Origin of the sequence: Pseudomonas sp. P97.38, assembly GCF_001269745.1 — a bacterium.
Lineage (GTDB): Bacteria > Pseudomonadota > Gammaproteobacteria > Pseudomonadales > Pseudomonadaceae > Aquipseudomonas > Aquipseudomonas chlororaphis_E.
Window position 1 is genome coordinate 18,612 of record NZ_LHVJ01000035.1, and the last position, 22,692, is coordinate 41,303.

Sequence of the window (22,692 nt, forward strand, 5' to 3'; positions counted from 1 at the left end):
GTCCTGGAAGCGCTCATGCCGGCCCCCGATTCCCCTCGCCTGACTCCTGAAACCCTGGCCAACGGCCTGCAGGTGACCGTGCGTCACGTCCCTGGCCTGAAGCGCAGCGCCGCCGTGCTGCGGGTGGCGGCCGGCAGCCATGACGAGCCCCTGGCCTGGCCTGGAATGGCGCATCTGCTCGAACATCTGTTCTTCCTGGGCACCCAGCGCTTCCCCGTCGGCGAGAACCTGATGGCCTACGTGCAACGGCACGGCGGTCAGGTCAACGCACGCACCAGCGAACGCACCACCGACTTCTTCTTCGAAGTCCCGCCGGCGGCCTTCGGCGGCGGACTTGAACGGCTCGGGGACATGCTTACGCATCCACGCCTGGATGAAGCCGATCAGTTGCGCGAACGGGAAGTGCTCCAGGCAGAGTTCGTCGCCTGGTCCCAAGACGCGACCGCCCAGCGACGGCTTGCCCTGCACAATGGGCTGTCGGCGACCCATCCGCTGCGCGGCTTTTATGCCGGCAATCGCGACAGCCTGGCGGTTTCTCAAGCCGAATTCCAAGCGGCCTTGCACGGTTTCTACCAACGGTTTTACCAGAGCGGCCAAATGCGCCTGAGCCTCGTCGGCCCGCAGAGCGTCGAGGCGCTGAAGGCCCTGGCCGAACAATTCGGTCAGCACCTGCCCAGGGGCGAGGCGGTGTGCAGGCAACTGCCGCCGCCGTTGATGGCATCGGCCCAGCCCCACTATCAACAGCTCGACAACGACAGCCTCGACCTGCTGTTTGCCTTCGAACAACTTCCTGACGCCTCGCCCCAAGCCCTGGCGTTTCTCTGCACGTGGCTGGAATCCAGCAAGCCGGGCGGCCTGCTGGCAGCGTTGCGTCAGCGTGGCCTGGCGGACAGCCTCAAGGCCAGCGTGTTGCATGAATTTGCCGGGCAAGCGCTGTTGCACCTCGAACTCAAGCTCATCGCTGATCAAGCGTCGAACGACATCCAGGCGTTACTCCACGATTGGCTGGGTTTCTTTGCCGGCCAGGATGACTGGGCGTCGTCGCGCAGCGCGTTCAGCGCCCGCTTGCAGCGTCGTCAGGAAACCGGTTCGGCGTTGCAACTCGCTCGCTGGGACAGCGAAGGGCTCGATGCGCCCCTGTCGGAGCACGACCTCGCGAGGCTCAGGGAAATCCTCAGGCAATTGCACCCGGCCACTGATGTGATCGGCGAATGGCATTTGCCCGCGCCCAACCCCTTCCTGCAAACACCCGACGAAGCGCCCCGCGCCGGCCTGATACGCGGCCAGACCAGCGCCCATCGCGGGTTGCGCACCTTCGCCCAGGACCGCTCCCGGGGCCGCCGGGAGCGCTCGCCCATGTCGTTCAGCCCCGCGCTGGCGAACCACAACCGCGAAGGCGCGGTGTACCTGCGCTGGCGCTTGACCACCCAGGCACCGCCGGACCTTCAGACCAGGCTCGACCGGCATTTGCACGACCTGTACGAGGATGCCCGCCAGGCCGGCGTGAACGTCACCTTCGAGCCGTCCGGCCACCAATGGCTGTTGAAACTGGTGGGCCTGCAATCACCCATGCCGACGGTGCTCGAACATGTCCTGGCGAAACTGGGGGAGCCGCTGCCAACGGCCCGCGCCGCTCACGAAGCGCCGCAGATGCCAATTCGACACCTATTGAAGGCCCTGCCGGAGTGTTGCAGCCGTTTATCGACACCGCCATTGCCCATTGGGGCTCGCGACGAGGACCTCTGGGCAAGCGCCCAGTGGGATGGACTGGCCGTAGGGCTTTCAACGGTGGCTCAAGGGGCAATGGGCCCGGTGCTGGCCCGGGTGCCAGGTATCGGCAGCCAGGACTCCGATCCGCTGAAGCTGCCCGCAGGACGGCGTCTATGGAAAACCCTGCAAACCCATGGCGACGAACACGCCGTGTTGTTGTTTTGTCCGGCACCCACTTCGACGTTGTCGGACGAGGCCGAATGGCGGCTGTTGGCGCAGTTGTGCCAGGCGCCGTTTTATCAGCGCCTGCGGGTCGACCTGCAGCTGGGCTATGGCGTGTTCAGTGGCTTGAAACAGCTCGACGGGCACACCGGCCTGCTGTTCGGCGTCCAGTCGCCCCATGCGTGCGCCACGACGCTGATCGGGCATATCGAGCAGTTCCTCAATGACCTGCCGGACCTGATCGAGCAGACCGAGGACCTGGCCCTGGGCAACTCGCAACGCAGCCTCGCTGCCCAGCTCCAGGGAGATGTCCTGCCGCTGGCGCAAGCGGCCGAGCTGCTCTGGCAAGCCCGGCTGGCCGGCCACCCGTCGGATTACCCCCAACGCTTGCCTGAGGCTCTCCAACAGGTGGACCGGACACGGTTGATGGCAGCCGCCCAGCGCCTGATCGATGCCGAAGGCGGCTGGTTCTGCCTGGCCAACGAGGTCGGCGGGGGTTCGCCGTGGCAAAGCTGGGACTGATCGTTACCGGCGCTGCAAAGAGCTTTCTCCGAGAATCGCGGCCTGGAAATTGTTTAATTTAGTAACATAGTCGCCTAAGCATCTGAACATCTCCGAACGGAGGTGGACTATATGTATAGATCCCAACCGTCCCACCCCAACCAAAGGAGTATTCCCATGTCCTGGTCCAAACCCGCATATATCGACCTGCGTATCGGTTTCGAAGTCACCATGTACTTCGCCAGCCGTTGATCGTTGCAGGCACTTGAGCACGCAGCACAACGCCTCGGTCAACCGGGGCGTTTTTATTTTGGTTTGCAGATGGAGTGGCCATGTTTGTCCAGATTCTAGGTTCCGCCGCCGGCGGCGGTTTCCCCCAGTGGAACTGCAACTGCGTCAATTGCGCAGGTTTTCGCAACGGCAGCCTGCGGGCCCAGGCGCGCACCCAGTCGTCCATCGCGATTTCCGATGACGGCGTGAGTTGGGTGTTGTGCAACGCTTCCCCGGACATTCGCGCGCAACTCCAAAGCTTCGCCCCGATGCAGCCTGGCCGGGCCCTGCGGGACACCGGCATTGGCGCCATCATCCTGATGGACAGCCAGATCGACCACACCACCGGCCTGCTCAGCCTGCGCGAAGGCTGCCCGCACCAGGTGTGGTGCACCGACATGGTCCATGAGGACCTGAGCACCGGTTTCCCGCTGTTCAACATGCTGACCCACTGGAACGGCGGGTTGAGCTGGAATCGTATCGAGCTCGACCAGAGCTTCACCATCGCCGCCTGCCCGAACCTGCGTTTCACGCCACTGCCCCTGCGCAGCGCCGCGCCGCCCTATTCACCGCACCGCTTCGACCCGCACCCGGGCGATAACATCGGCCTGATCGTCGAAGACCTGCGCACCGGCGGCAAGCTGTTCTACGCTCCGGGCCTGGGCAAGGTCGATGGGCCGCTGCTGGAGATCATGGCCGGCAGCGACTGCCTGCTGGTGGACGGCACAATGTGGGACGACGATGAGATGCAACGTCGTGGCGTCGGCACCCGCACCGGCCGGGAGATGGGGCACCTGGCCCAGAACGGCCCCGGCGGGATGCTGGAGGTGCTGGAACAACTGCCCGATCAGCGCAAGATCCTTATCCATATCAACAACACCAACCCGATCTTGGACGAAGACTCGCCCGAGCGGGCCGAGCTTGTACGCCGAAAGATTGAAGTGTCTTACGACGGAATGAGTATTGAGTTGTAAGAAGGGCGAAACCAATGTGGGGGTGAGCTTGCGGTGCGTCAGTCAACGCTTGTGCTGGCTGATAGGACGCCTTCGCGAGCAAGCCCGCTCCCACACTGGTTTTGCTGTGAATCAGATATCCAATGCAACTCGAATTACTGTGGGAGCGAGCTTGCTCGCGATGGGGCCAGCCCTGACGCCACAGACCCCACGGGCATTTCCCGGAGAATCAAAATGACTGACACCCCCCTGTCCCCCGCCGAGTTCGAAGCGGCCCTGCGTGCCAAGGGTGCGTATTACCACATCCATCACCCGTATCACGTGGCGATGTATGAAGGCCGCGCCACTCGCGAGCAGATCCAGGGCTGGGTCGCGAATCGCTTTTACTACCAGGTGAACATCCCGCTCAAGGATGCCGCAATCCTGGCCAATTGCCCGGACCGGGAAATCCGTCGCGAGTGGATCCAGCGCCTGCTCGACCATGATGGCGCGCCCGGCGAAGACGGCGGCATCGAAGCCTGGTTGCGGCTGGGCCAGGCGGTGGGCCTGGACCCCGATCAACTGCGCTCCCAGGAGCTGGTGCTGCCGGGGGTTCGCTTCGCCGTGGACGCCTACGTCAACTTTGCCCGCCGGGCGTCCTGGCAAGAAGCCGCCAGCAGCTCGTTGACCGAATTGTTCGCCCCGCAGATCCACCAGTCGCGCCTGGACAGCTGGCCACAGCATTACCCGTGGATCGACCCGGCCGGCTATGAGTACTTCCGCACCCGCCTGGGCCAGGCCCGTCGCGATGTCGAACATGGGCTGGCAATTACCCTGCAGCACTACACCACTCGCGAAGGCCAGGAGCGCATGCTGCAAATCCTCCAGTTCAAACTGGACATCCTCTGGAGCATGCTCGACGCCATGAGCATGGCCTACGAATTGAATCGCCCGCCCTATCACAGCGTGACCGGAGACCGGGTGTGGCACACAGGAATCCCCCTATGAGTTTCGACCGCAGCAAAACCCCTCGCTGGCGTCCCGGCTATCGCTTCCAGTACGAACCGGCACAGAAAGGCCACGTGCTGCTCTATCCTGAAGGCATGATCAAGCTCAACGACAGCGCGGCGCTGATCGGCGGCCTGATCGACGGCGAGCGGGATGTCGCGGCCATTATCGGCGAACTGGCCAAACAGTTTCCGGACGTGCCGGAACTTGGTGACGACATCGAGCAATTCATGGAGGTCGCCCGTGCAGAACACTGGATCGAACTTGCCTGAGGCCAGCGGCCTGCCGGCCAAACCCGAAGTCGGTCTGCCGCTGTGGTTGCTGGCGGAGCTGACTTATCGCTGCCCGCTGCAATGCCCGTACTGCTCCAACCCGCTGGACTTCGCCGAACAAGGCAAGGAGTTGAGCACCGAGCAGTGGTTCAAGGTCTTTCGCGAAGCCCGCGAGATGGGCGCCGCGCAGTTGGGCTTTTCCGGTGGCGAGCCGCTGGTGCGCCAGGACCTGGCCGAACTGATCGGCGAAGCGCGCAAGCTGGGCTTCTACACCAACCTGATCACCTCCGGCATCGGCTTGACCGAGCAGAAGATCAGCGACTTCAAGAAGGCCGGCCTGGACCATATCCAGATCAGCTTCCAGGCCAGCGACGAACAGGTGAACAACCTGCTGGCCGGCTCGAAGAAAGCCTTCGCGCAAAAACTCGAAATGGCCCGGGCGGTGAAGGCCCACGGTTATCCGATGGTGCTGAACTTCGTCACCCACCGGCACAACATCGACAGGATCGACCGCATCATCGAGCTGTGCATCGCCCTGGAAGCCGACTTCGTCGAACTTGCCACGTGCCAGTTCTACGGCTGGGCGCAGCTCAATCGCGTCGGGCTGCTGCCCACCCGGGAACAATTGGTGCGCGCCGAGCGCATTACCAACGAATATCGCGCCAGGCTGGAAGCCGATGGGCATCCGTGCAAGTTGATCTTCGTCACCCCGGACTACTACGAGGAGCGCCCCAAGGCCTGCATGAATGGCTGGGGCAGCCTCTTCCTGACCGTCACCCCGGACGGCACCGCCCTGCCCTGTCACGGCGCCCGACAGTTGCCGGTGCAGTTTCCCAATGTGCGCGACCACAGCATGCAGCACATCTGGTACGACTCGTTCGGCTTCAACCGCTTTCGCGGCTACGATTGGATGCCCGAGCCCTGCCGTTCCTGCGATGAAAAGGAGCAGGATTTCGGTGGTTGTCGCTGCCAGGCCTTCATGCTGACGGGCGATGCCAGCAACGCCGACCCGGTGTGCAGCAAGTCAGAACATCACGGGGTGATTCTGCAGGCGCGTGAAGACGCCGAGCACGCCACCCAGACCATCGAGCAACTGGCCTTTCGCAATGAACGAAACTCACGCCTCATCGCCAAAAGCTGATCCGTTCAGCGCCGCCCAGGCCGTTGCCGCCGGCACCGACTTCGCCGAGCTGCGGGTAGGCCCGCTGGGCCTGTTCTGGAATGAATACCGGCCTGGCGATGGGGCCTGCAGGATCTGGCATTGGCAAGGCACCCAAGCGCAACGCCTGACACCGGACGGGTTCAGCGCCAACAGCCGCGTCTACGAATACGGCGGCGGCGCGTTTTGCCTGGACGACGAGGGCGTGGTGTTCGTCAATGAGACCGACCAGCAGATCTATCGCCAGGCACTGGGGGCAGAACGCCCCGTGGCACTGACCTCGGGCGACTGTCGCCATGGAGACCTCAGCGTCGCCCGTGGCCAGGTACTGGCGGTGGAGCAGCAGGCCGATCGGCATCGGCTGGTGGCCATCGGCCTGGCGGACCGTCAGCGTCAATTGCTGGCCGAAGGCGCGGATTTCTACGCCTCGCCGACCGTCAGTGCCGATGGCCAGCGACTGGCGTGGATCGAATGGAGCCGGCCGCATCAGCCCTGGACGGCCACGCGATTGATGCTGGCCGAACGCAAGGGCTCGGGGTGGGGCGAGCCACGCTATGTGGCCGGCGATGCTGCCGAAGAGTCCATCCAGCAGCCACGTTTCGATGCTTCGAATCGTCTTTACTGCCTGACCGATCGCGGCGGTTACTGGCAGCCCTGGGTCGAATCGGCCGACGGCCTGCGACCACTGCCCGCCGCTGAAGCCGATCACGCACCGGCGCCGTGGCAAATGGGTGGCCGTACCTGGCTACCTGTTGATGAACACGCTTACCTGGCGACCTGGACTGAAGCGGGGTTTGGTCGGCTGGGCCTGTGTTGCAGCGGGAACGCAAGCCAGGACTACACCGGTGCCTACACGCGCTTTCGCAGCCTGGCCCTGGACGAGCAGTTCATCTATGCCATCGCCGCCTCGCCCACCCTACCGTCAGCGGTGATCGCAATCGAGCGGCACAGTGGCTGCGTCGCGGTACTGGCCGGCGGCGTCGCGCCGTTGCCCGCCGCGCAGGTCAGCCGCCCGCGCACGTTGTGCTACCCCAGCGGTGCGGGTCAGGCCCATGGCTTCTTTTACCCGGCCATGGACAGCCAGGAGAAGCCGCCATTGGTGGTGTTCATCCATGGTGGCCCCACCTCGGCCTGCTACCCGGTGTTCGATCCTCGCATTCAGTATTGGACCCACCGCGGCTTCGCCGTTGCCGACCTCAATTACCGTGGCAGCAGCGGCTATGGCCGGGCCTATCGACAAGCCTTGCACTTGAATTGGGGGGTGGTGGATGTCGAGGATGCCTGCGCGGTGGTCGCCTACCTCGCCGAGCAGGGCCTGGTCGACGGTGACCATGCGTTCATCCGTGGCGGCAGCGCCGGCGGCTACACGGCTCTTTGCGCCCTGGCGTTTCGAGAGGTGTTCCAGGCCGGCGCCAGCCTCTATGGCGTCAGCGACCCTGTCTCCCTGGCCCGCGCCACGCACAAGTTCGAAGGCGATTACCTGGACTGGCTGATTGGCGACCCGCAACGGGACGTCGAACGCTACCGCTCACGCACGCCGCTGCTGCACGCGGATCGAATCCGCACACCGGTAATCTTCTTTCAAGGGGAACTGGATGCCGTGGTCGTGCCACAGCAGACCCGCGATATGGTCCATGCGCTGGAGGACAACGGCGTCACGGTCGAGGCCCATTACTATCCGGATGAGCGCCATGGTTTTCGCAAGGCGGTGAACCAGGCCCATGCGCTGGAGCATGAGTGGTTGTTCTATCGCAAGGTGATGGTGGCGTTATAGGGAAATGAAGAACCTGTGGGAGCGAGCTTGCTCGCGATTGCTGTGGATCAGTCATCTCCCTTTCAGACTGACACACCGCAATCGCGAGCAAGCTCGCTCCCACAGTGGTTTCGGTAAGAATTTTCAGCGCTTGGCGATGATGTAGACCGCGTGAACGATGCCTGGAATGTAGCCCAGCAGCGTCAGCAGGATATTCAGCCAGAAAGCCCCGCCGAAGCCCACTTGCAGGAATACGCCCAGCGGCGGCAGCAGGATGGCGATGATGATACGAATAAAATCCATGGGTTGGCTCCTGGTTGATCATGGCTACGTTGCCATATAGCTCATTGACACCTGACCGCTCGTCAGGGTTCAGAGACAACCGAAAAGAAGCCCCGGATAAAAACGCGGGCAAAAGAAAACCCCGCCGAGGCGGGGCTTTGCAGACTGTTTCCCTGACATCCATTTCACTCCGCCTTCCTGGCAGAATCCTACGTGTCCGTGCTGTAACTTTTGCGCATCCTGCGCGACGTCCATGTGAAGTAGATTAACGGTGGATCCAATCCGCCGGTAGAGGGAAATCGCCAGCACGATGTGTAAGCAAATGCTTACACATCGCCCCAGGTCAGAACTGTCCAGCGTCCAGCAGGAACAACGATTCGCTACCGGCCTTCACACTGGCGCTCAGGGAATGAATGCGCGGCAGCAGACGGGCGAAATAGAAACGCGCCGTGCCCAGCTTGCTCGCATAGAAATCATCCTCGCCTTCCTTGCCCAGGGCGGCCTTGGCCATCAACGCCCACATGTAGGCGTACGCGGTGTAACCGAACGCCTGGAGGTATTCCACCGACGCCGCGCCAATTTCATTGGGGTTGGTTTTCGCCTGGTCCAGCAGCCATTGGGTCAGCTCGTCCAATGTGCCGAGCGCAGCGCTCAGCGGCTGGGTGAACTCGGCCAGGTCGCCGCTGGCGGTGCTGGTGAAATGACGGATCTCATCGGCGAACAGGCGGTAGAACGCGCCGCCACTGCCGACGATCTTGCGCCCGACCAGGTCCAGTGCCTGGATACCGTTGGTGCCCTCGTAGATCTGGGTAATGCGCACATCACGCACCAGTTGCTCCTGGCCCCACTCACGAATGTAGCCGTGGCCGCCGAAGATCTGCTGGCCATGGACGGTGGTCTCCAGGCCCAGGTCGGTCAGGAACGCCTTCGCCACCGGTGTCAGCAACGCCACTAGGTCTTCGGCGCGCTTGCGGGTGGCCGCGTCTTCGCTGAATTTGGCGGTGTCCAGTTGCATCGCCACGTAAGTGGAGAATGCCCGGCCGCCCTCGTTCGAGGCTTTCATGGTCAAGAGCATCCGACGCACGTCGGGGTGGACGATGATCGGGTCGGCTACCTTGTCCTTGTTCTGCGCGCCGGTCGGCGAACGGCTTTGCAGGCGGTCACGGGCATATTCGATGGCGTTCTGGTAGGAACGCTCACCGGTGGCCAGGCCCTGGATACCCACGCCCAGGCGCTCGTAGTTCATCATGGTGAACATCGCTGCCAGGCCCTTGTTCGGTTCGCCAACCAGATAACCGACCGCGTCGTCGAAGTTCATCACGCAGGTGGCGGACGCCTGGATGCCCATCTTGTGCTCGATCGAGCCGCAGTGGGCCGCGTTGCGCGCGCCCAGGCGGCCATCGGCATTGACCAGGAACTTGGGCACCAGGAACAACGAAATGCCTTTCGGGCCCGCTGGTGCATCCGGCAACTTGGCCAGGACCAGGTGGATGATGTTTTCGGTCAGATCGTGTTCACCGCCGGTGATGAAGATCTTCGTGCCGCTGACCTTGTAGCTGCCGTCCGCCTGGGGCTCGGCCTTGGTGCGAATGATCCCCAGGTCGGTGCCAGCGTGCGGCTCGGTCAGGCACATGGAGCCTGCCCAGACGCCGGCGTACATGTTCGGCAGATACGCCGCCTTCAGTTCTTCGCTGGCGTGGGCGTTGATCGACAGGCAGGCGCCGGCCGTCAGCATCGGGTACAGGCCGAAGGACAGGCTGGCGGAGTTGACCATTTCCTCGACCTGGGCCGAGACCGCCTTGGGCATGCCCATGCCGCCGTACGCCGGATCACCGCCGACACCGACCCAACCGCCTTCAGCGTACGTCTTGTAGGCCTGTGGGAAACCGGCCGGCGTGGTGACGGCGCCGTCAGCCCAATGGCAGCCTTCTTCGTCTGCGGCACGGCTGAGGGGCGCGATACTTTTGCTGGTGACTTTGCCGGCTTCTTCGAGAATCGCTTCGACGGTTTCGGCGTCGACGGTCTCGGCCAATGCCGGCAACTCGGCCCAGAGTTTTGCGACCTCGAACACTTCATTGAGGACGAAGCGCATATCGCGCAGGGGCGCTTTGTAGTCAGCCATGGCAAACCTCGCAGGATCTAAACAGTTGGTTCGTAAGAAAACGGTTTTTGCAGTGGCCGGAGTGTACCTCAACAACTTTTACGACACATAGGGTCAACGTGTGACTTTATTGTTATTTTTAGTCACTAACGACTCGACGGGCGCAAGCGCCCCCGCCAAGCCTGTTGCTGCCACTCAGAAGGCAAACGACTCCGCCGGAAGCTGCATCAGGCAATCGCTGCCCGCCTCTACTGCGGCCCGATGAGCGGCAGTGCGCGGCAGCAGACGCTTGAAGTAGAACTCGCAGGTCGCCAGTTTGCTGCGGCAGAAATCGCCGTCACCGTCGCCGCGCTCCAGGTGCGACTGGGCGACCAAGGCCATGCGCAACCACAGGTAGGCCAGGATGATGTAACCGCTGTACATCAGGTAGTCGACGGACGCGGCGCCCACCTCGTCCGGGTTTTTCATCGCGGCCATGCCCACCTGAGTAGTCAGCTCGCCCCACTGTCGGTTGAGCCCGTCGAGCTGCGCGACGTAATCCTTGAGCTGCGGATGTTCGGCGTTCGCGACACAGAACGTGTGAACGATCTTGGTGAACCCACGCAACAACTTGCCTTGGCTGCCCAACACCTTGCGGCCCAGCAGGTCCAGGGCCTGGATGCCGTTGGTGCCTTCATAGATCGGCGCAATGCGGCAGTCCCGCACCAGTTGCTCCATGCCCCATTCGCGAATGAAGCCATGCCCGCCAAACACCTGCATGCCGTGGTTCGTCACCTCGAGCCCGGTGTCGGTCATGAAGGCCTTGCAGATCGGCGTGAGGAAGGCCAGCAGGTCCTCGGCCTCCTGGCGAGCCGCCTCGTCGGCGCTCAGGTGCGCGGTGTCGAGCAACTGCGCGGTGAAGTACGTCAGCGCCCGGTTACCTTCATTGAAGGCTTTCATGGTCAGCAGCATCCGGCGCACGTCCGGGTGGACGATGATCGGGTCGGCGGGTTTTTCCGGGGCCTTGGGGCCGGTCAGCGAACGCATCTGCAAGCGGTCGTTGGCATAGCCGATGGCGCCCTGGAAGCTGGCCTCGCCCAGGCAGAGGCCCTGCATGCCGGTGCCGAGCCGGGCGTGGTTCATCATAGTGAACATGCAATTGAGGCCTTTGTTCGGCTCGCCGATCAGGAATCCCTTGGCCTCGTCGAAGTTCAACACGCAGGTGGCCGACGCCTTGATGCCCATCTTGTGTTCGATCGAGCCACAGGACACGCCATTGCGCTCGCCGGCTTCACCCGTGGCGTCGGGCAGGAACTTGGGCACGATGAACAACGAAATGCCTTTGGTCCCGGCCGGCGCGTCCGGCAGCTTGGCGAGGACCAGATGGACGATGTTCTCGCTCATGTCGTGTTCGCCGGCGGAAATGAAGATCTTGCTGCCGGTGATCCCATAGCTGCCGTCGGCCTGGGGCACGGCGCGGGTCTTGATAATGCCCAGGTCGGTGCCGCAGTGGGCTTCGGTGAGGCACATAGTGCCGGTCCATTGACCGGCGGTGAGTTTGCTCAGGTAGGTCTGCTTCTGGGCTTCGGTGCCGTGGGCGTGGATGGCCGACATCGCGCCGTGCGTCAGGCCCGGGTACATGCCCCATGAAGTGTTGCTGGAGCCGACCATCTCGCTGATGACCAGCCCCAGGGAACTGGGCAGGCCCTGGCCGCCATACGCCGGATCCGCCGCGAGCCCGTGCCAGCCGCCTTCCACGTATTGGGCGAACGCCTGCTTGAAACCTGCCGGCGTGGTGACGACACCGTTGTCGAAATGACAGCCCTCTTCATCACCGGAGCGATTAAGAGGCGCCAGCACGTTCTCGCAGAACCGGGCGCCCTCTTCGAGGATCGCGTTGATCATGTCCGGGCTGGCATCGCTGGCCCCCAGTTCGGCGTAACGGCCAGGGAAATCGAAGACGTGATCGATCAGAAAGCGCATGTCGCGCAACGGGGCTTTGTACTCGGGCATGGTGGTGTTCTCCGGTAGCAGATCGTTTCAACCTACTGCCGGCCACCGAGGGCCACAATCACAGTCCAGACGCTGAATGCGCCGTCATCACTCAACCCGCGGCAGTTTCCATGCGCACCGCGCCGCGGCGGTTCTGGCCAAAGGCGACCACGCAATTACGCCCCGCGCCCTTGGCGTTATAGAGTGCCTGGTCGGCAGACTTGAGGACCTCTTCCGGCGTGCGCTGCTCGAGCCGTTCCGCCACACCGATGCTGATGGTCACCGATACGCTGGAGGCACTGCCGCCGGCTCGCCGCTGTCGGCCCTGCTGATCATCCTGGGGACGACTGTCGGGGTTGCGCAACTGGATGCTGTAGCTCTCGATGGATTGGCGGATGACCTCCAGGTGAGGCATGCACTCATCGAGGGTCTTACCGGCAAACACCAGCGCAAATTCCTCGCCGCCATAGCGATAGGCCCTACCGCCGCCACCGATTTTCGACAGTTTGCTGGCCACCAGGCGCAGCACCTGGTCACCCACGTCGTGGCCGTGGGTGTCGTTGAATTTCTTGAAATGGTCGACGTCGCTCATCGCCAGCACATAGTTGCGCCCCAGGCGCTGCATGCGCTCGTTCAGCGCCCGGCGTCCCGGCAAGCCGGTCAGTTCATCGCGGAAGGCCATTTGATAGGCCTCGTGGGCGACGGCGGCGGCGATCATCAACATCACCTGGCTGCACATGATGTTCAGGGTAAACGGCAGGATGAAGGTCTTCGGCAACATCCAGAACAAACCCAGCAACCCCACCAATTGCGCGGCATGCAACGGCCGGGGATTGCGCCAGTATTGCCAGGCCAGCAAAGAGAAGGCCGCGATGAACACCGGGTAGGACAACTGGATCAGGCTCATCCAGGCCCCGTGCAGGGCCGGCCAGCGGATCTCCGAAAGCCACAGCAGCAGCGCCTGGGGAAAGCTTTGCTCCAGGGCCAGCGCCACGCTGCCGAAGATCAGCAGCACCGCGAACCGCGCCACCATGTCCTGGAACAGATGGGTGCGCTCCTGCCACGCGGCGAACAGGCCGAACAGCAGCGGCAACAGCAGGCAGACGAGGTGGAACACCACGGCAGCGTCTTCACGCACCTTGCCGTTATCACGGTAGAAGTCGGTCTGGGTGTCCAACAGGAAGTAGGCGATGTACACCGTGACCATCAAAAACAGTTCACGCTGGCGCCGGTACACCGAGCAATACGCCCCGCCCAGCAGCAGCACCAACGTTGGCAGGACATTGAACAGCGAGGTGAAGAAAACGTTGAGGTCCTTGACGTAGGCCGCCGCGAGCCCCGCCAGCAATAGCAGCAATGAGGGTAGGAAATGGCTGAAACGTACAGCGGAAGAACGCGGCAAGGGTAAAGCTCCGACCCGGCTGACCAAAGATGGCATTGTGCCTGCTATTACCGCAACAAGGCACGCAGGATGTGACAGATGTCACACTGCCATCGCTGTAACGGCAGGGGAGAAAGTTTTCTTAAGGTTCGGCTGGATGAATATTGTTTCAGGATCGTCTTTGATCCTCTGTGGGAGCGAGCTTGCTCGCGATGGCGTTTGTTCAGCCAGCACCTCCATGGGCTGACACACCGCTATCGCGAGCAAGCTCGCTCCCACAGGGATATTTGTGGCGGACATGAAAAAGCCGCTGCATCCCGAGGGAAGCAGCGGCTTTGGGGAAGTCCCGCGTAAGGCTTAGTAGCCCAGCGCGAAGTCTTCTTCTTTCATGTCCATCAGGTTGTTGGCACCCGACAGCATGGCCGCCACGTGGGTACGGGTACGCGGCAGGATGCGCTGGAAGTAGAAGCGCGCAGTCTGCAGCTTGGCGGTGTAGAACGCCTCTTCGGTGGTGCCGGCGGCGAGTTTTTCCGCTGCCAGGCGAGCCATGTCGGCCCAGAAGTAGGCCAGGCAGGCGTAACCGGAGTACATCAGGTAGTCCACCGACGCCGCACCAACTTCCTCGCGGTCTTTCATGGCGGCCATGCCGACCTTCATGGTCAGTTCGCCCCACTCCTTGTTCAACGCAGCCAGAGGCCCTACGAACTCCTTGACCGCTTCGTTGCCTTCGTTGCCCTGGCAGAACTTGTGGACGATCTTGGTGAAGCCCTTGAGCGCTTCGCCCTGGGTCATCAGCACTTTACGGCCCAGCAGGTCGAGGGCCTGGATGCCGGTGGTGCCTTCGTACAGCATCGAGATACGGCTGTCGCGAACGTTCTGCTCCATGCCCCATTCGGCAATGAAGCCGTGGCCGCCATAGATCTGCACGCCGTGGTTGGCCGATTCGAAACCGACCTCGGTCATGAACGCCTTGGCGATCGGCGTCATGAACGCCAGCAGCGCATCGGCCTTTTTCTTCTCTTCCTCATCGACGCCGTACTTGACGATGTCGACCTGCTTGGCGGTGAAGTAGACCATCGCCCGGTTACCTTCGGCGAAGGCTTTCATGGTCAGCAGCATGCGACGCACGTCAGGGTGGACGATGATCGGGTCGGCCGCCTTGTCCGGCGCTTTCGGGCCGGTCAGGGAACGCATTTGCAGGCGGTCACGGGCGTATTTCAGGCCGCCCTGGAAACCGATCTCGGCGTGGGCCAGGCCTTGCAGCGCGGTGCCCAGGCGTGCGGTGTTCATGAAGGTGAACATGCAGTTCAAGCCTTTGTTCGCCGGGCCGATCAGGAAACCGGTGGCCGCGTCGAAGTTCATCACGCAAGTGGCGTTGCCGTGGATGCCCATCTTGTGTTCCAGGGAACCACAGTTCACCGCGTTGCGCTGGCCGAGGGTGCCATCGGCGTTAGGCAGGAACTTCGGCACGATGAACAGCGAGATACCCTTGGTACCGGCCGGTGCGTCCGGCAGGCGTGCCAGTACGATATGGACGATGTTGTCGGCCATGTCGTGTTCACCGGCCGAAATGAAGATCTTGGTGCCGGTGACCTTGTAGGAACCATCGGCCTGAGGCTCGGCCTTGGTGCGCAGCATGCCCAGGTCGGTGCCGCAATGCGGTTCGGTCAGGCACATGGTGCCGGTCCATTCGCCAGACACCAGCTTGGTCAGGTAGGCCTCTTGCTGCTCGGGCGTACCGTGCTCGGAAATGGTGTTCATCGCGCCATGGGACAGGCCCGGGTACATGCCCCACGACCAGTTGGCTTCACCGACCATCTCGCTGACGGCCAGGCCCAGGGACTCCGGCAGGCCTTGGCCACCGTGCGCCACGTCATGGGCCAGGCTTGGCCAGCCGCCTTCGACGAATTGCTTGTAGGCCTGCTTGAACCCGGTCGGGGTCTTCACGCCGGACTCGCTCCAGGTGCAGCCTTCGAGGTCGCCCACACGGTTCAGCGGTGCCAGCACCTGCTCACAAAACTTGGCGCCTTCTTCGAGAATGGCGTCAACCATGTCCGGAGTTGCGTCCTGGCAAGCCGGAAGGCTCTGATAATGCGCCTCGTAACCGAGCAGTTCGTCACGTACGAAGCGAATATCACGCAAGGGGGCCTTGTAGTCAGGCATAGCGATAAACCTCTGCTGATGTAACCGGGAATGAACGACCGCGTGGATTTGTTGTGACGGTCAAACAGTTGTTTGAAACATACGTTTACGCCCAAACCTTGTCAAGGCCCGATCTTTTGCCATTCGTCATCGACTGTGGAAAATCTCGGGCACGGGCATTCGGTGACGCAGTAGAACCCGCGACACGCCTGGGAAAAGATTAGTTGAGCAAGAAGACCTTAGAGACAAAAACGCCGCGAATCATCGCGGCGTTCCGGTCAATCCAAGGGACAGAATCAGGCGAAGGTGTCGATCAACGTCCCGAGCATTTCGTCGGAAGCCTTGGCGACGTTCACGCCCAGTTGCACCTGGAACTTGCCTTGGGACATTTCCACCATGTTGGCGGCCACATCCGACTGCTGGCTGCGATCAACCGACCGCAGGCGATCCACCTGGACTTCGGAGGACTGGCTGGTGACCGAGCGCTCGATCGTGTTGTTGGCGACCTGGCCGGCTGCCAGATCGACACGGTTCTGCCCTGTCTGAATCGTGCTCAGACCGGCATAGAACGCGGTATTTCCTGAGATTTGCATGACAGAACTCGTCTTCTTGAAGGGTCGACAGTGGCCATTGAATCAGAAGGGCGCGGAAAAGGCCCGACAAAAACACTAATGGCACACTGCCTTATCATAGGGAAAAACCTAATCCAGCAGGTCGAGGTGCAAGTGATCGGCGACGATTTCGGCCGTCACGCCCTTGATTTTCGGGACCCGCCCCAGGCACGGCGCGGGGAGGCGCTCGGCCAGGGTGGCGAGGTTTTCTTCCAGGCGCGAGGTCTTGGGGTCGATGATGTTCGCCACCCAGCCGGCCAGTTGCAGGCCGTCCCGGGCGATGGCCTCGGCGGTCAGCAACGCATGGCTGATGCAGCCCAGGCGCACGCCCACCACCAGGATCACCGGCAGGCCCAAGGCCATGGCCAGGTCCGAGAGATTATCCTGGTCGGCCAGCGGCACGCGCCAGCCACCGGCGCCTTCGATCAGGGTGAAATCGGCGCCCAGGGCCAGCACGTCACGCATCGGCCCCAGCAACGATTGAACGGTCAAGGCCACGCCCGCCTCCCGCGCCGCCAGATGCGGCGCGATGGCCGGTTCGAACGCCACCGGATTGACCTGCGCATAAGCAAGCGGCACCGAGCACTCGGCCAGCAATGCCAGGGCGTCGGCATTGCGCAGGCCTTTGGGCGTGACCTCGCAACCGGACGCCACGGGCTTGCCGGCGGCGGTGCTCCTGCCGGCCTGTCGCGCCGCGTGCAGCAGCCCCGCCGCGACAGTGGTCTTGCCCACGTCGGTGTCAGTGCCGGTGATGAAATAGGCCTGGCTCATAGCGGTTTCTCCAAAACGGCGTAGACCACCTGGTAAGTCGCCGGCAGCCCTTGCGCCTGGCGAAACTGCTCATACGCCTCGACCAGCGCCAGGATCCGCGCCCTGCCCGTCAGGCCTCCGGGTCGACCTGGGTTCAGATTGTGCGCACCCAACGCTTTCAGTTCGTGGGTCAGGCTGCGCACATCAGGGTAGTGCAGGACATGGGGACGGCTTTCAAGGCTGAGCACATTCAGGCCGCTGGCGGCGCACAGCTGCTGGTAGGTGTCGAACCCGCGGAAACGGTTGACGTGCACCAGGCCATCCACCTGACGCCAGCTGTCGCGCAGTTCGTACAACGTACCGACACACAGGCTGGTAAAGGCCAGCACACCGCCGGGTTTCAGGACACGTCGGGCCTCACTCAACACCGACGCGAAATCCGCACACCATTGCACCGCCAGGCTGGAGAACACCAGCTCGCAACTCGATGCCTGCAAGGGTAGCCGCTCGGCGTCAGCGGCGACAAAATGCGCGGCGCCGCCTTGTGGGCGGGCGTGGTTCAGCATGCCTTCGGCAATGTCCAGCGCCAGCCCGCCCGCCTCGCCAAAGCGCGCCGCCAGCGCCCGGGTGAAATACCCGGTGCCACAGCCCAGGTCTACCCAACGCGGTGGGGTGAGCGATGGCGGCAACCGCTCCAGCAACTGTTCGCCCACGTCACGCTGCAACGCTGCAACGCTGTCATAGCTCGTCGCCGCCCGGGAGAACGAAGCCGCCACCTGACGCTTGTCCGGTAAGGCACCGGGTAATGTCACGAGAGACAAATCAGTCATCACCGCACTCGTGCAAAAAAGCCTGGATAGCCCCCGCCACACCGTGGGGGTCTTCCAGGAGGAATCCATGGCCGGCCTGTTCGATCAGGCCGATTTCGACATCCGGCAACAGCGCGAGCAATTCACCCGCCGCTTCGGCCGGCACCAAGGCATCGAGCCCGGCGAACAGGTGCAGTTGCGGCCCCCGAAAGCCCTGCAACGCGGCGCGGGTATCCAGTTGCGCCAGCACCTGCAACCCGGCGATCAAGACCTCGGGCGAGGTGTTCGGTGCACCGGCCAGCAGCAAGCGCGACAACCCGCGCGGGTCGCTGCACCCCTGGGCGCACAGCATGCTGAAGCGCTTGAGGGTCTGGCGCGGATCGTCGGCACACCCGGCCACAAACCCATTGAAAGTGTCTGCCGCCATCGCGTTCGACCACTGCTCTTGGGCGACGAACGCGGCGTTGCTGGCCAGGGTCAGCAGGCCACAGCAGCGCTCGCCGCGCCGCGCCGCCAGTGCCGAGGCGAGCATGCCGCCAAGGGACCAGCCGCCGAGCCAGGCATCCTCGGGGATGGCGGCGTCCAGCTCGTCGAGCCATTCGTCAGGATCACTCGACGCCAGCGCTGGCAACGGTTCGATCTCCACCCGCAGGTGCTCATCGAGCCCTTGCAGCGCAGCCGCCAACGGCTCCAGCGGTGAAATGCCCAGGCCCCAACCGGGCAGCAGGATCAGTCGATCACGCATGGCTGGGCTCCTTTCGCAATTGGGCAAAACAATCGGCCAGGGCTTCGAGCAGGCGCTGCACCTGAACCTCGCTGTGGGCGGCCGTCAAGGTCACGCGCAAACGGGCGCTGCCGGCCGGCACGGTAGGGGGACGGATGGCGGTGACCATCAGCCCGCGCTCACGCAACATTTGCGACAGGCGCAGCGCGTGTCCCGCATCGCCCACCAGAATCGGCTGGATCGGCGTGAAGCTGTCCATCAACTGCAGGCCGATCTGCTCGGCCCCCTGGCGGAACTGGCGGATCAGCACCTGCAAGTGCTCGCGTCGCCAATGCTCGCTGCGCAGCAACTCAAGGCTCTTGAGCGTGGCGCAGGCCAGGGCCGGCGGTTGGCTGGTGGTGTAGATGTAGGGGCGGGCGAACTGGATCAGGCTCTCGATCAGCTCTTCACTGCCGGCGACGAACGCCCCGGCGGTGCCGAACGCCTTGCCCAGGGTACCCACCAGCACGGGGACGTCGTCCTGGCTCAAGCCGAAGTGCTCGACGACGCCGCCGCCCTGGGCGCCCAACGGGCCGAAACCGTGGGCATCGTCGACCATCAGCCAGGCGCCCCTGGCCTTGGCTTCACGGGCCAGGGCCGGCAGGTCGGCAATGTCGCCGTCCATGCTGAACACGCCGTCGGTGACCACCAGGGTATTGCCGGTGGCTTTCTCCAGGCGAGTGGCCAGGCTCCGGGCGTCGTTGTGCAGGTAACGGTTGAACCGTGCGCCGGACAACAACCCGGCGTCGAGCAACGAGGCGTGATTGAGCCGGTCTTCCAGCACCGTGTCGCCCTGCCCCACCAGCGCGGTCACCGCGCCGAGGTTGGCCATGTAGCCGGTGGTGAACAGCAACGCCCGCGGCCGGCCGGTCAAGTCAGCCAGGGCTTCCTCTAGGGCGTGGTGCGGGCCGCTGTGGCCGATTACCAGGTGGGAAGCCCCGCCACCGACGCCCCAACGGGTCGCACCGGCGCGCCAGGCTTCGATCACCTGCGGGTGGTTCGCCAGACCCAGGTAGTCGTTGTTGCAGAACGCCAGCAATGGCTGGCCGTCCACCACCACGTCCGGCCCTTGGGGGCTTTCCAGCAGCGGACGCTGGCGATAGAGGTTGTCGGCACGACGGGCAGCCAGGCGTGCGGCGAGATCGAAGGGCATGCAGGCCTCAACTGTTTAAAGACTGGCCAAAGCCTCTTGTGGGAGCGAGCTTGCTCGCGATAGCGGTGTGTCAGTCGACATAAATGTAAATGTTCCATCGCCATCGCGAGCAAGCTCGCTCCCACAGGGTCTTGCATTCCAATCCAGGTATCGGAGAGTGGTCAAACCGCCGCGTTGTAGAACTGCTCGCTGCTCTTGTGCTCCACCAGCGCCTGTTCAATCGCGGCCTGGTGCACTTCGTCGGCGTGCTCTTCACGGGCTTCGGGCTGGATGCCGAGGCGCGCGAACAGTTGCATGTCCTTGTCGGCCTGGGGGTTGGCGGTGGTCAGCAGTTTGTCGCCGTAGAAAATCGAGTTCGCGCCGGCCAGGAAGGCCAGGGCCTGCATCTGCTCGTTCATCGCTTCACGGCCGGCAGACAGGCGCACATGGGATTTGGGCATCAGGATCCGCGCCACGGCGAGCATGCGGATGAAGTCGAACGGATCGACGTCCTCGGCGTTTTCCAGCGGCGTGCCGGCGACCTTGACCAGCATGTTGATCGGCACCGATTCAGGATGCTCTGGCAGGTTGGCCAACTGGATCAGCAGGTTGGCGCGATCGTCCAGGGACTCGCCCATGCCGAGGATGCCACCGGAGCAGATCTTCATCCCCGAGTCACGCACGTAGGCCAGGGTTTGCAGGCGCTCGCTGTAGGTGCGGGTGGTGATGATGCTGGTGTAGAACTCCGGCGAGGTGTCGAGGTTGTGGTTGTAGTAGTCCAGGCCGGCCTGGGCCAGCGCCTGGGTCTGCTCTTGGTCGAGCCGGCCCAGGGTCATGCAGGTTTCCAGGCCCATGGCCTTCACGCCCTTGACCATCTCCAGCACGTACGGCATGTCCTTGGCCGAAGGATGCTTCCAGGCCGCGCCCATGCAGAAACGGGTCGAACCAATGGCCTTGGCGCGCGCGGCCTCTTCGAGGACCTTCTGCACTTCCAGCAACTTCTCTTTATCCAGCCCGGTGTTGTAGTGGCCGGACTGCGGACAATATTTGCAATCTTCCGGGCACGCGCCGGTCTTGATCGACAGCAGCGTGGAAACCTGGACGCGGTTGGCGTCGAAGTGTGCGCGGTGCACGGTCTGCGCCTGGAACAGCAGGTCGTTGAATGGCTGGACGAAGAGTGCTTTGACTTCGGCCAAAGACCAGTCATGACGCAGGTTGGCAGTGGTGCTGGCGCTCATGGGCAATTCCTTGATTATGCTTGGCTGGCGCCTTGGGTTTACGCAATACCCACAGGCGCGACACGGATGTTCGGCATATTTAAGGAAGAGTCATGCGCTGTCAACCACGATACGAAGGGCCGGTTTACATCTGGCTAAAAAACAAACAATCCTGTCTGTTATGCGGTGACACCACCGACACGCCACAGCCGATCTGCACGCCGTGCGAGGCCGACCTGCCCTGGCTTGGCGATCAATGCAGCGTCTGCGCCTTGCCATTGCCCATGGCCGGGCTGCGCTGTGGACAGTGTGCCGCACAGCCGCCAGCATTCGAGCGGGTGCTGGCGCCCTGGGCCTATGATTTCCCCGTGGACAGCTTGATCACCCGTTTCAAGCATCAGGCGAAATGGCCCCTCGGCCGGCTGATGGGCGAGCTGTTGGCGCAGTCGCTGCAACACCAGTTCGACGAAGGCCTGGAGCGCCCCGACGCGCTGCTGCCGGTGCCCCTGGCCGCGCCGCGCCTGCGCCAGCGGGGCTTCAACCAGGCCGCTCTGCTGGCTCGCTGGCTCAGCCAGCCGTTGGGCCTTGCGTGCGAAGAACACTGGCTGCGCCGCGTCCAGGACACCCCCGCGCAACAGGCGCTCGATGCCAAGGCGCGGCGGCAGAACCTGCACCGAGCCTTTGCCTTGGCCCCCGAGGCGCAACTGCGCAACCGCCACCTGGCGCTCGTGGACGATGTGCTCACCACGGGTGCCACCGCCCAGGCCCTGACGCGCCTGCTGCTGGAGGCCGGCGCGGCGCGGGTCGACGTGTATTGCCTGGCGCGCACGCCGAAAGCGGCGGAGCCGGCTTGACGCGCGGCGCCCAAGCCGCCAACGTCGGCCGATCACTCCTGCACGCAGTTTTTCGTCATGTCATTGCCTACGCTCCTGACCCAACACATTGTCCGCCGCCCACAACGCATCGCCCTGCTTCAGCACATCGCCGAACAAGGCTCGATCACCCGCGCCGCCAAGAGCGCGGGCCTGAGCTACAAGGCGGCGTGGGACGCCATCGATGAATTGAACAACCTGGCGGACCAACCGCTGGTGGAGCGCAGTGTCGGCGGCAAGGGCGGTGGCGGCGCCAGGTTGTCCGAGGAAGGGCAACGGGTGTTGCGCCTGTATTTGCGCCTGCAAACCTTGCAGGCGCAATTGCTCGAAGCGAGCGAAGACACCGCAGACCTTGGCCTGCTGGGACGCCTGATGTTGCGCACCAGCGCGCGCAACCAGTTGCACGGCAAAGTCATCGGGATCGAAGCCATCGGCCACAACGACCGGATACGCCTGGAGCTGGCCCGGGGGCTGGTCATCGAGGCACGGATCACCCACGACAGCACGGTCCGCCTGGAACTGGCAATCGGCACCGAAGTGGTCGCCCTGATCAAGGCCGGCTGGCTGGAACTGTACCCCGCCGGGCAGCCGGCCATGGCCGGTGACAACGCCCTGCAAGGCCTGATCGAGCAGGTTGTCGCCGCTGAAAACGGCCCCAGCGAGGTGCGGATCGGCTTGCCCAATGGCCAGACCCTCTGCGCCCTGGCCGATCCGCTGCAATTGCACGAGCGACAACTGGAGGTCGGCGGCGCGGTGCAGGTGAGGTTTTCGCCCACGAATGTGCTGCTCGGCACACCGCTGTAGCGCGCTGCAACAATAGCTTCATCGACCCGC

The 22,692-nt window shown here is 63.4% G+C and carries 20 protein-coding genes; 9 read left to right on the forward strand and 11 right to left on the reverse strand.

Translation table 11 applies throughout. From position 1 onward, the window contains the following. Positions 1–15: 15 nt before the first annotated feature. From pqqF to AD664_RS26175, 7 genes are all read left to right on the forward strand, one after another. Positions 16–2,454 (forward strand): pyrroloquinoline quinone biosynthesis protein PqqF, encoded by a 2,439-nt coding sequence (gene pqqF / locus AD664_RS26150; RefSeq protein ID WP_053151395.1) that lies wholly within the window; start codon positions 16–18, stop codon positions 2,452–2,454. Between the two features lie 156 nt (positions 2,455–2,610). Then, positions 2,611–2,685, forward strand: a complete 75-nt coding sequence (pqqA, locus tag AD664_RS27410) for a pyrroloquinoline quinone precursor peptide PqqA (protein WP_003177660.1) — start codon at positions 2,611–2,613, stop codon at positions 2,683–2,685. Positions 2,686–2,765: 80 nt separating this feature from the next. Then, positions 2,766–3,677 carry a pyrroloquinoline quinone biosynthesis protein PqqB gene (gene pqqB, locus AD664_RS26155; RefSeq protein WP_053151398.1) on the forward strand — a complete coding sequence of 304 codons (912 nt, stop codon included), beginning with the start codon at positions 2,766–2,768 and terminating at the stop codon, positions 3,675–3,677. 213 nt (positions 3,678–3,890) lie between these two features. After that, positions 3,891–4,643, forward strand: coding sequence for a pyrroloquinoline-quinone synthase PqqC (gene pqqC, locus AD664_RS26160; RefSeq protein WP_053151401.1), 753 nt, complete (start codon positions 3,891–3,893; stop codon positions 4,641–4,643). Next, positions 4,640–4,915 (forward strand): pyrroloquinoline quinone biosynthesis peptide chaperone PqqD, encoded by a 276-nt coding sequence (pqqD, locus tag AD664_RS26165; RefSeq protein WP_042730665.1) that lies wholly within the window; start codon positions 4,640–4,642, stop codon positions 4,913–4,915. The genes pqqC and pqqD overlap by 4 nt, the downstream gene beginning before the upstream one ends. After that, a complete protein-coding gene (pqqE, locus tag AD664_RS26170; protein WP_053151404.1) occupies positions 4,887–6,056 on the forward strand; it encodes a pyrroloquinoline quinone biosynthesis protein PqqE in 1,170 nt (389 codons plus the stop codon). The genes pqqD and pqqE overlap by 29 nt, the downstream gene beginning before the upstream one ends. Then, positions 6,022–7,848 (forward strand): S9 family peptidase, encoded by a 1,827-nt coding sequence (locus AD664_RS26175; RefSeq protein ID WP_053151407.1) that lies wholly within the window; start codon positions 6,022–6,024, stop codon positions 7,846–7,848. Before pqqE ends, AD664_RS26175 begins: the two co-directional genes overlap by 35 nt. Positions 7,849–7,971: 123 nt before the next feature. On the opposite strand, the gene AD664_RS27415 is transcribed toward AD664_RS26175, so the two are convergent. The 11 genes from AD664_RS27415 to bioB all read right to left on the reverse strand — a co-directional run bounded on the left by AD664_RS27415 (position 7,972) and on the right by bioB (position 21,007). After that, positions 7,972–8,130, reverse strand: a complete 159-nt coding sequence (locus AD664_RS27415; RefSeq protein WP_003177654.1) for a YqaE/Pmp3 family membrane protein — start codon at positions 8,128–8,130, stop codon at positions 7,972–7,974. Positions 8,131–8,452: 322 nt separating this feature from the next. Continuing rightward, positions 8,453–10,231: an acyl-CoA dehydrogenase C-terminal domain-containing protein gene (locus AD664_RS26180; RefSeq protein WP_053151410.1), complete on the reverse strand. Its 1,779-nt coding sequence runs from the start codon at positions 10,229–10,231 to the stop codon at positions 8,453–8,455. 174 nt (positions 10,232–10,405) lie between these two features. Continuing rightward, positions 10,406–12,202 carry an acyl-CoA dehydrogenase C-terminal domain-containing protein gene (locus AD664_RS26185; protein ID WP_042730669.1) on the reverse strand — a complete coding sequence of 599 codons (1,797 nt, stop codon included), beginning with the start codon at positions 12,200–12,202 and terminating at the stop codon, positions 10,406–10,408. A 91-nt stretch (positions 12,203–12,293) separates the two neighbouring features. Beyond that, positions 12,294–13,583: a GGDEF domain-containing protein gene (locus tag AD664_RS26190; protein WP_042730670.1), complete on the reverse strand. Its 1,290-nt coding sequence runs from the start codon at positions 13,581–13,583 to the stop codon at positions 12,294–12,296. Positions 13,584–13,919: 336 nt separating this feature from the next. Beyond that, positions 13,920–15,725: a phenylacyl-CoA dehydrogenase gene (locus tag AD664_RS26195; protein WP_042730671.1), complete on the reverse strand. Its 1,806-nt coding sequence runs from the start codon at positions 15,723–15,725 to the stop codon at positions 13,920–13,922. A gap of 275 nt (positions 15,726–16,000) precedes the next feature. Then, positions 16,001–16,297, reverse strand: coding sequence for a hypothetical protein (locus AD664_RS26200; RefSeq protein ID WP_042730672.1), 297 nt, complete (start codon positions 16,295–16,297; stop codon positions 16,001–16,003). A 108-nt stretch (positions 16,298–16,405) separates the two neighbouring features. Then, complete coding sequence (gene bioD / locus AD664_RS26205) at positions 16,406–17,086, reverse strand: dethiobiotin synthase (protein ID WP_042730673.1); 681 nt, start codon at positions 17,084–17,086, stop codon at positions 16,406–16,408. Beyond that, positions 17,083–17,895, reverse strand: a complete 813-nt coding sequence (gene bioC / locus AD664_RS26210) for a malonyl-ACP O-methyltransferase BioC (RefSeq protein ID WP_047735933.1) — start codon at positions 17,893–17,895, stop codon at positions 17,083–17,085. Before bioC ends, bioD begins: the two co-directional genes overlap by 4 nt. After that, positions 17,888–18,619 (reverse strand): alpha/beta fold hydrolase, encoded by a 732-nt coding sequence (locus AD664_RS26215; protein WP_053151413.1) that lies wholly within the window; start codon positions 18,617–18,619, stop codon positions 17,888–17,890. Before AD664_RS26215 ends, bioC begins: the two co-directional genes overlap by 8 nt. Next, positions 18,612–19,790: an 8-amino-7-oxononanoate synthase gene (gene bioF, locus AD664_RS26220; RefSeq protein WP_053151416.1), complete on the reverse strand. Its 1,179-nt coding sequence runs from the start codon at positions 19,788–19,790 to the stop codon at positions 18,612–18,614. Before bioF ends, AD664_RS26215 begins: the two co-directional genes overlap by 8 nt. A gap of 161 nt (positions 19,791–19,951) precedes the next feature. After that, on the reverse strand, positions 19,952–21,007 hold the full coding sequence (gene bioB / locus AD664_RS26225) for a biotin synthase BioB (protein ID WP_047735930.1): 1,056 nt from the start codon (positions 21,005–21,007) through the stop codon (positions 19,952–19,954). A 92-nt stretch (positions 21,008–21,099) separates the two neighbouring features. Between bioB and AD664_RS26230 the strand changes: the two genes are divergently transcribed. Both AD664_RS26230 and AD664_RS26235 read left to right on the forward strand, forming a co-directional pair. After that, positions 21,100–21,840 (forward strand): ComF family protein, encoded by a 741-nt coding sequence (locus AD664_RS26230; RefSeq protein ID WP_053151419.1) that lies wholly within the window; start codon positions 21,100–21,102, stop codon positions 21,838–21,840. Between the two features lie 57 nt (positions 21,841–21,897). Continuing rightward, positions 21,898–22,662, forward strand: coding sequence for a TOBE domain-containing protein (locus AD664_RS26235; RefSeq protein ID WP_053151422.1), 765 nt, complete (start codon positions 21,898–21,900; stop codon positions 22,660–22,662). Positions 22,663–22,692: the final 30 nt, after the last annotated feature.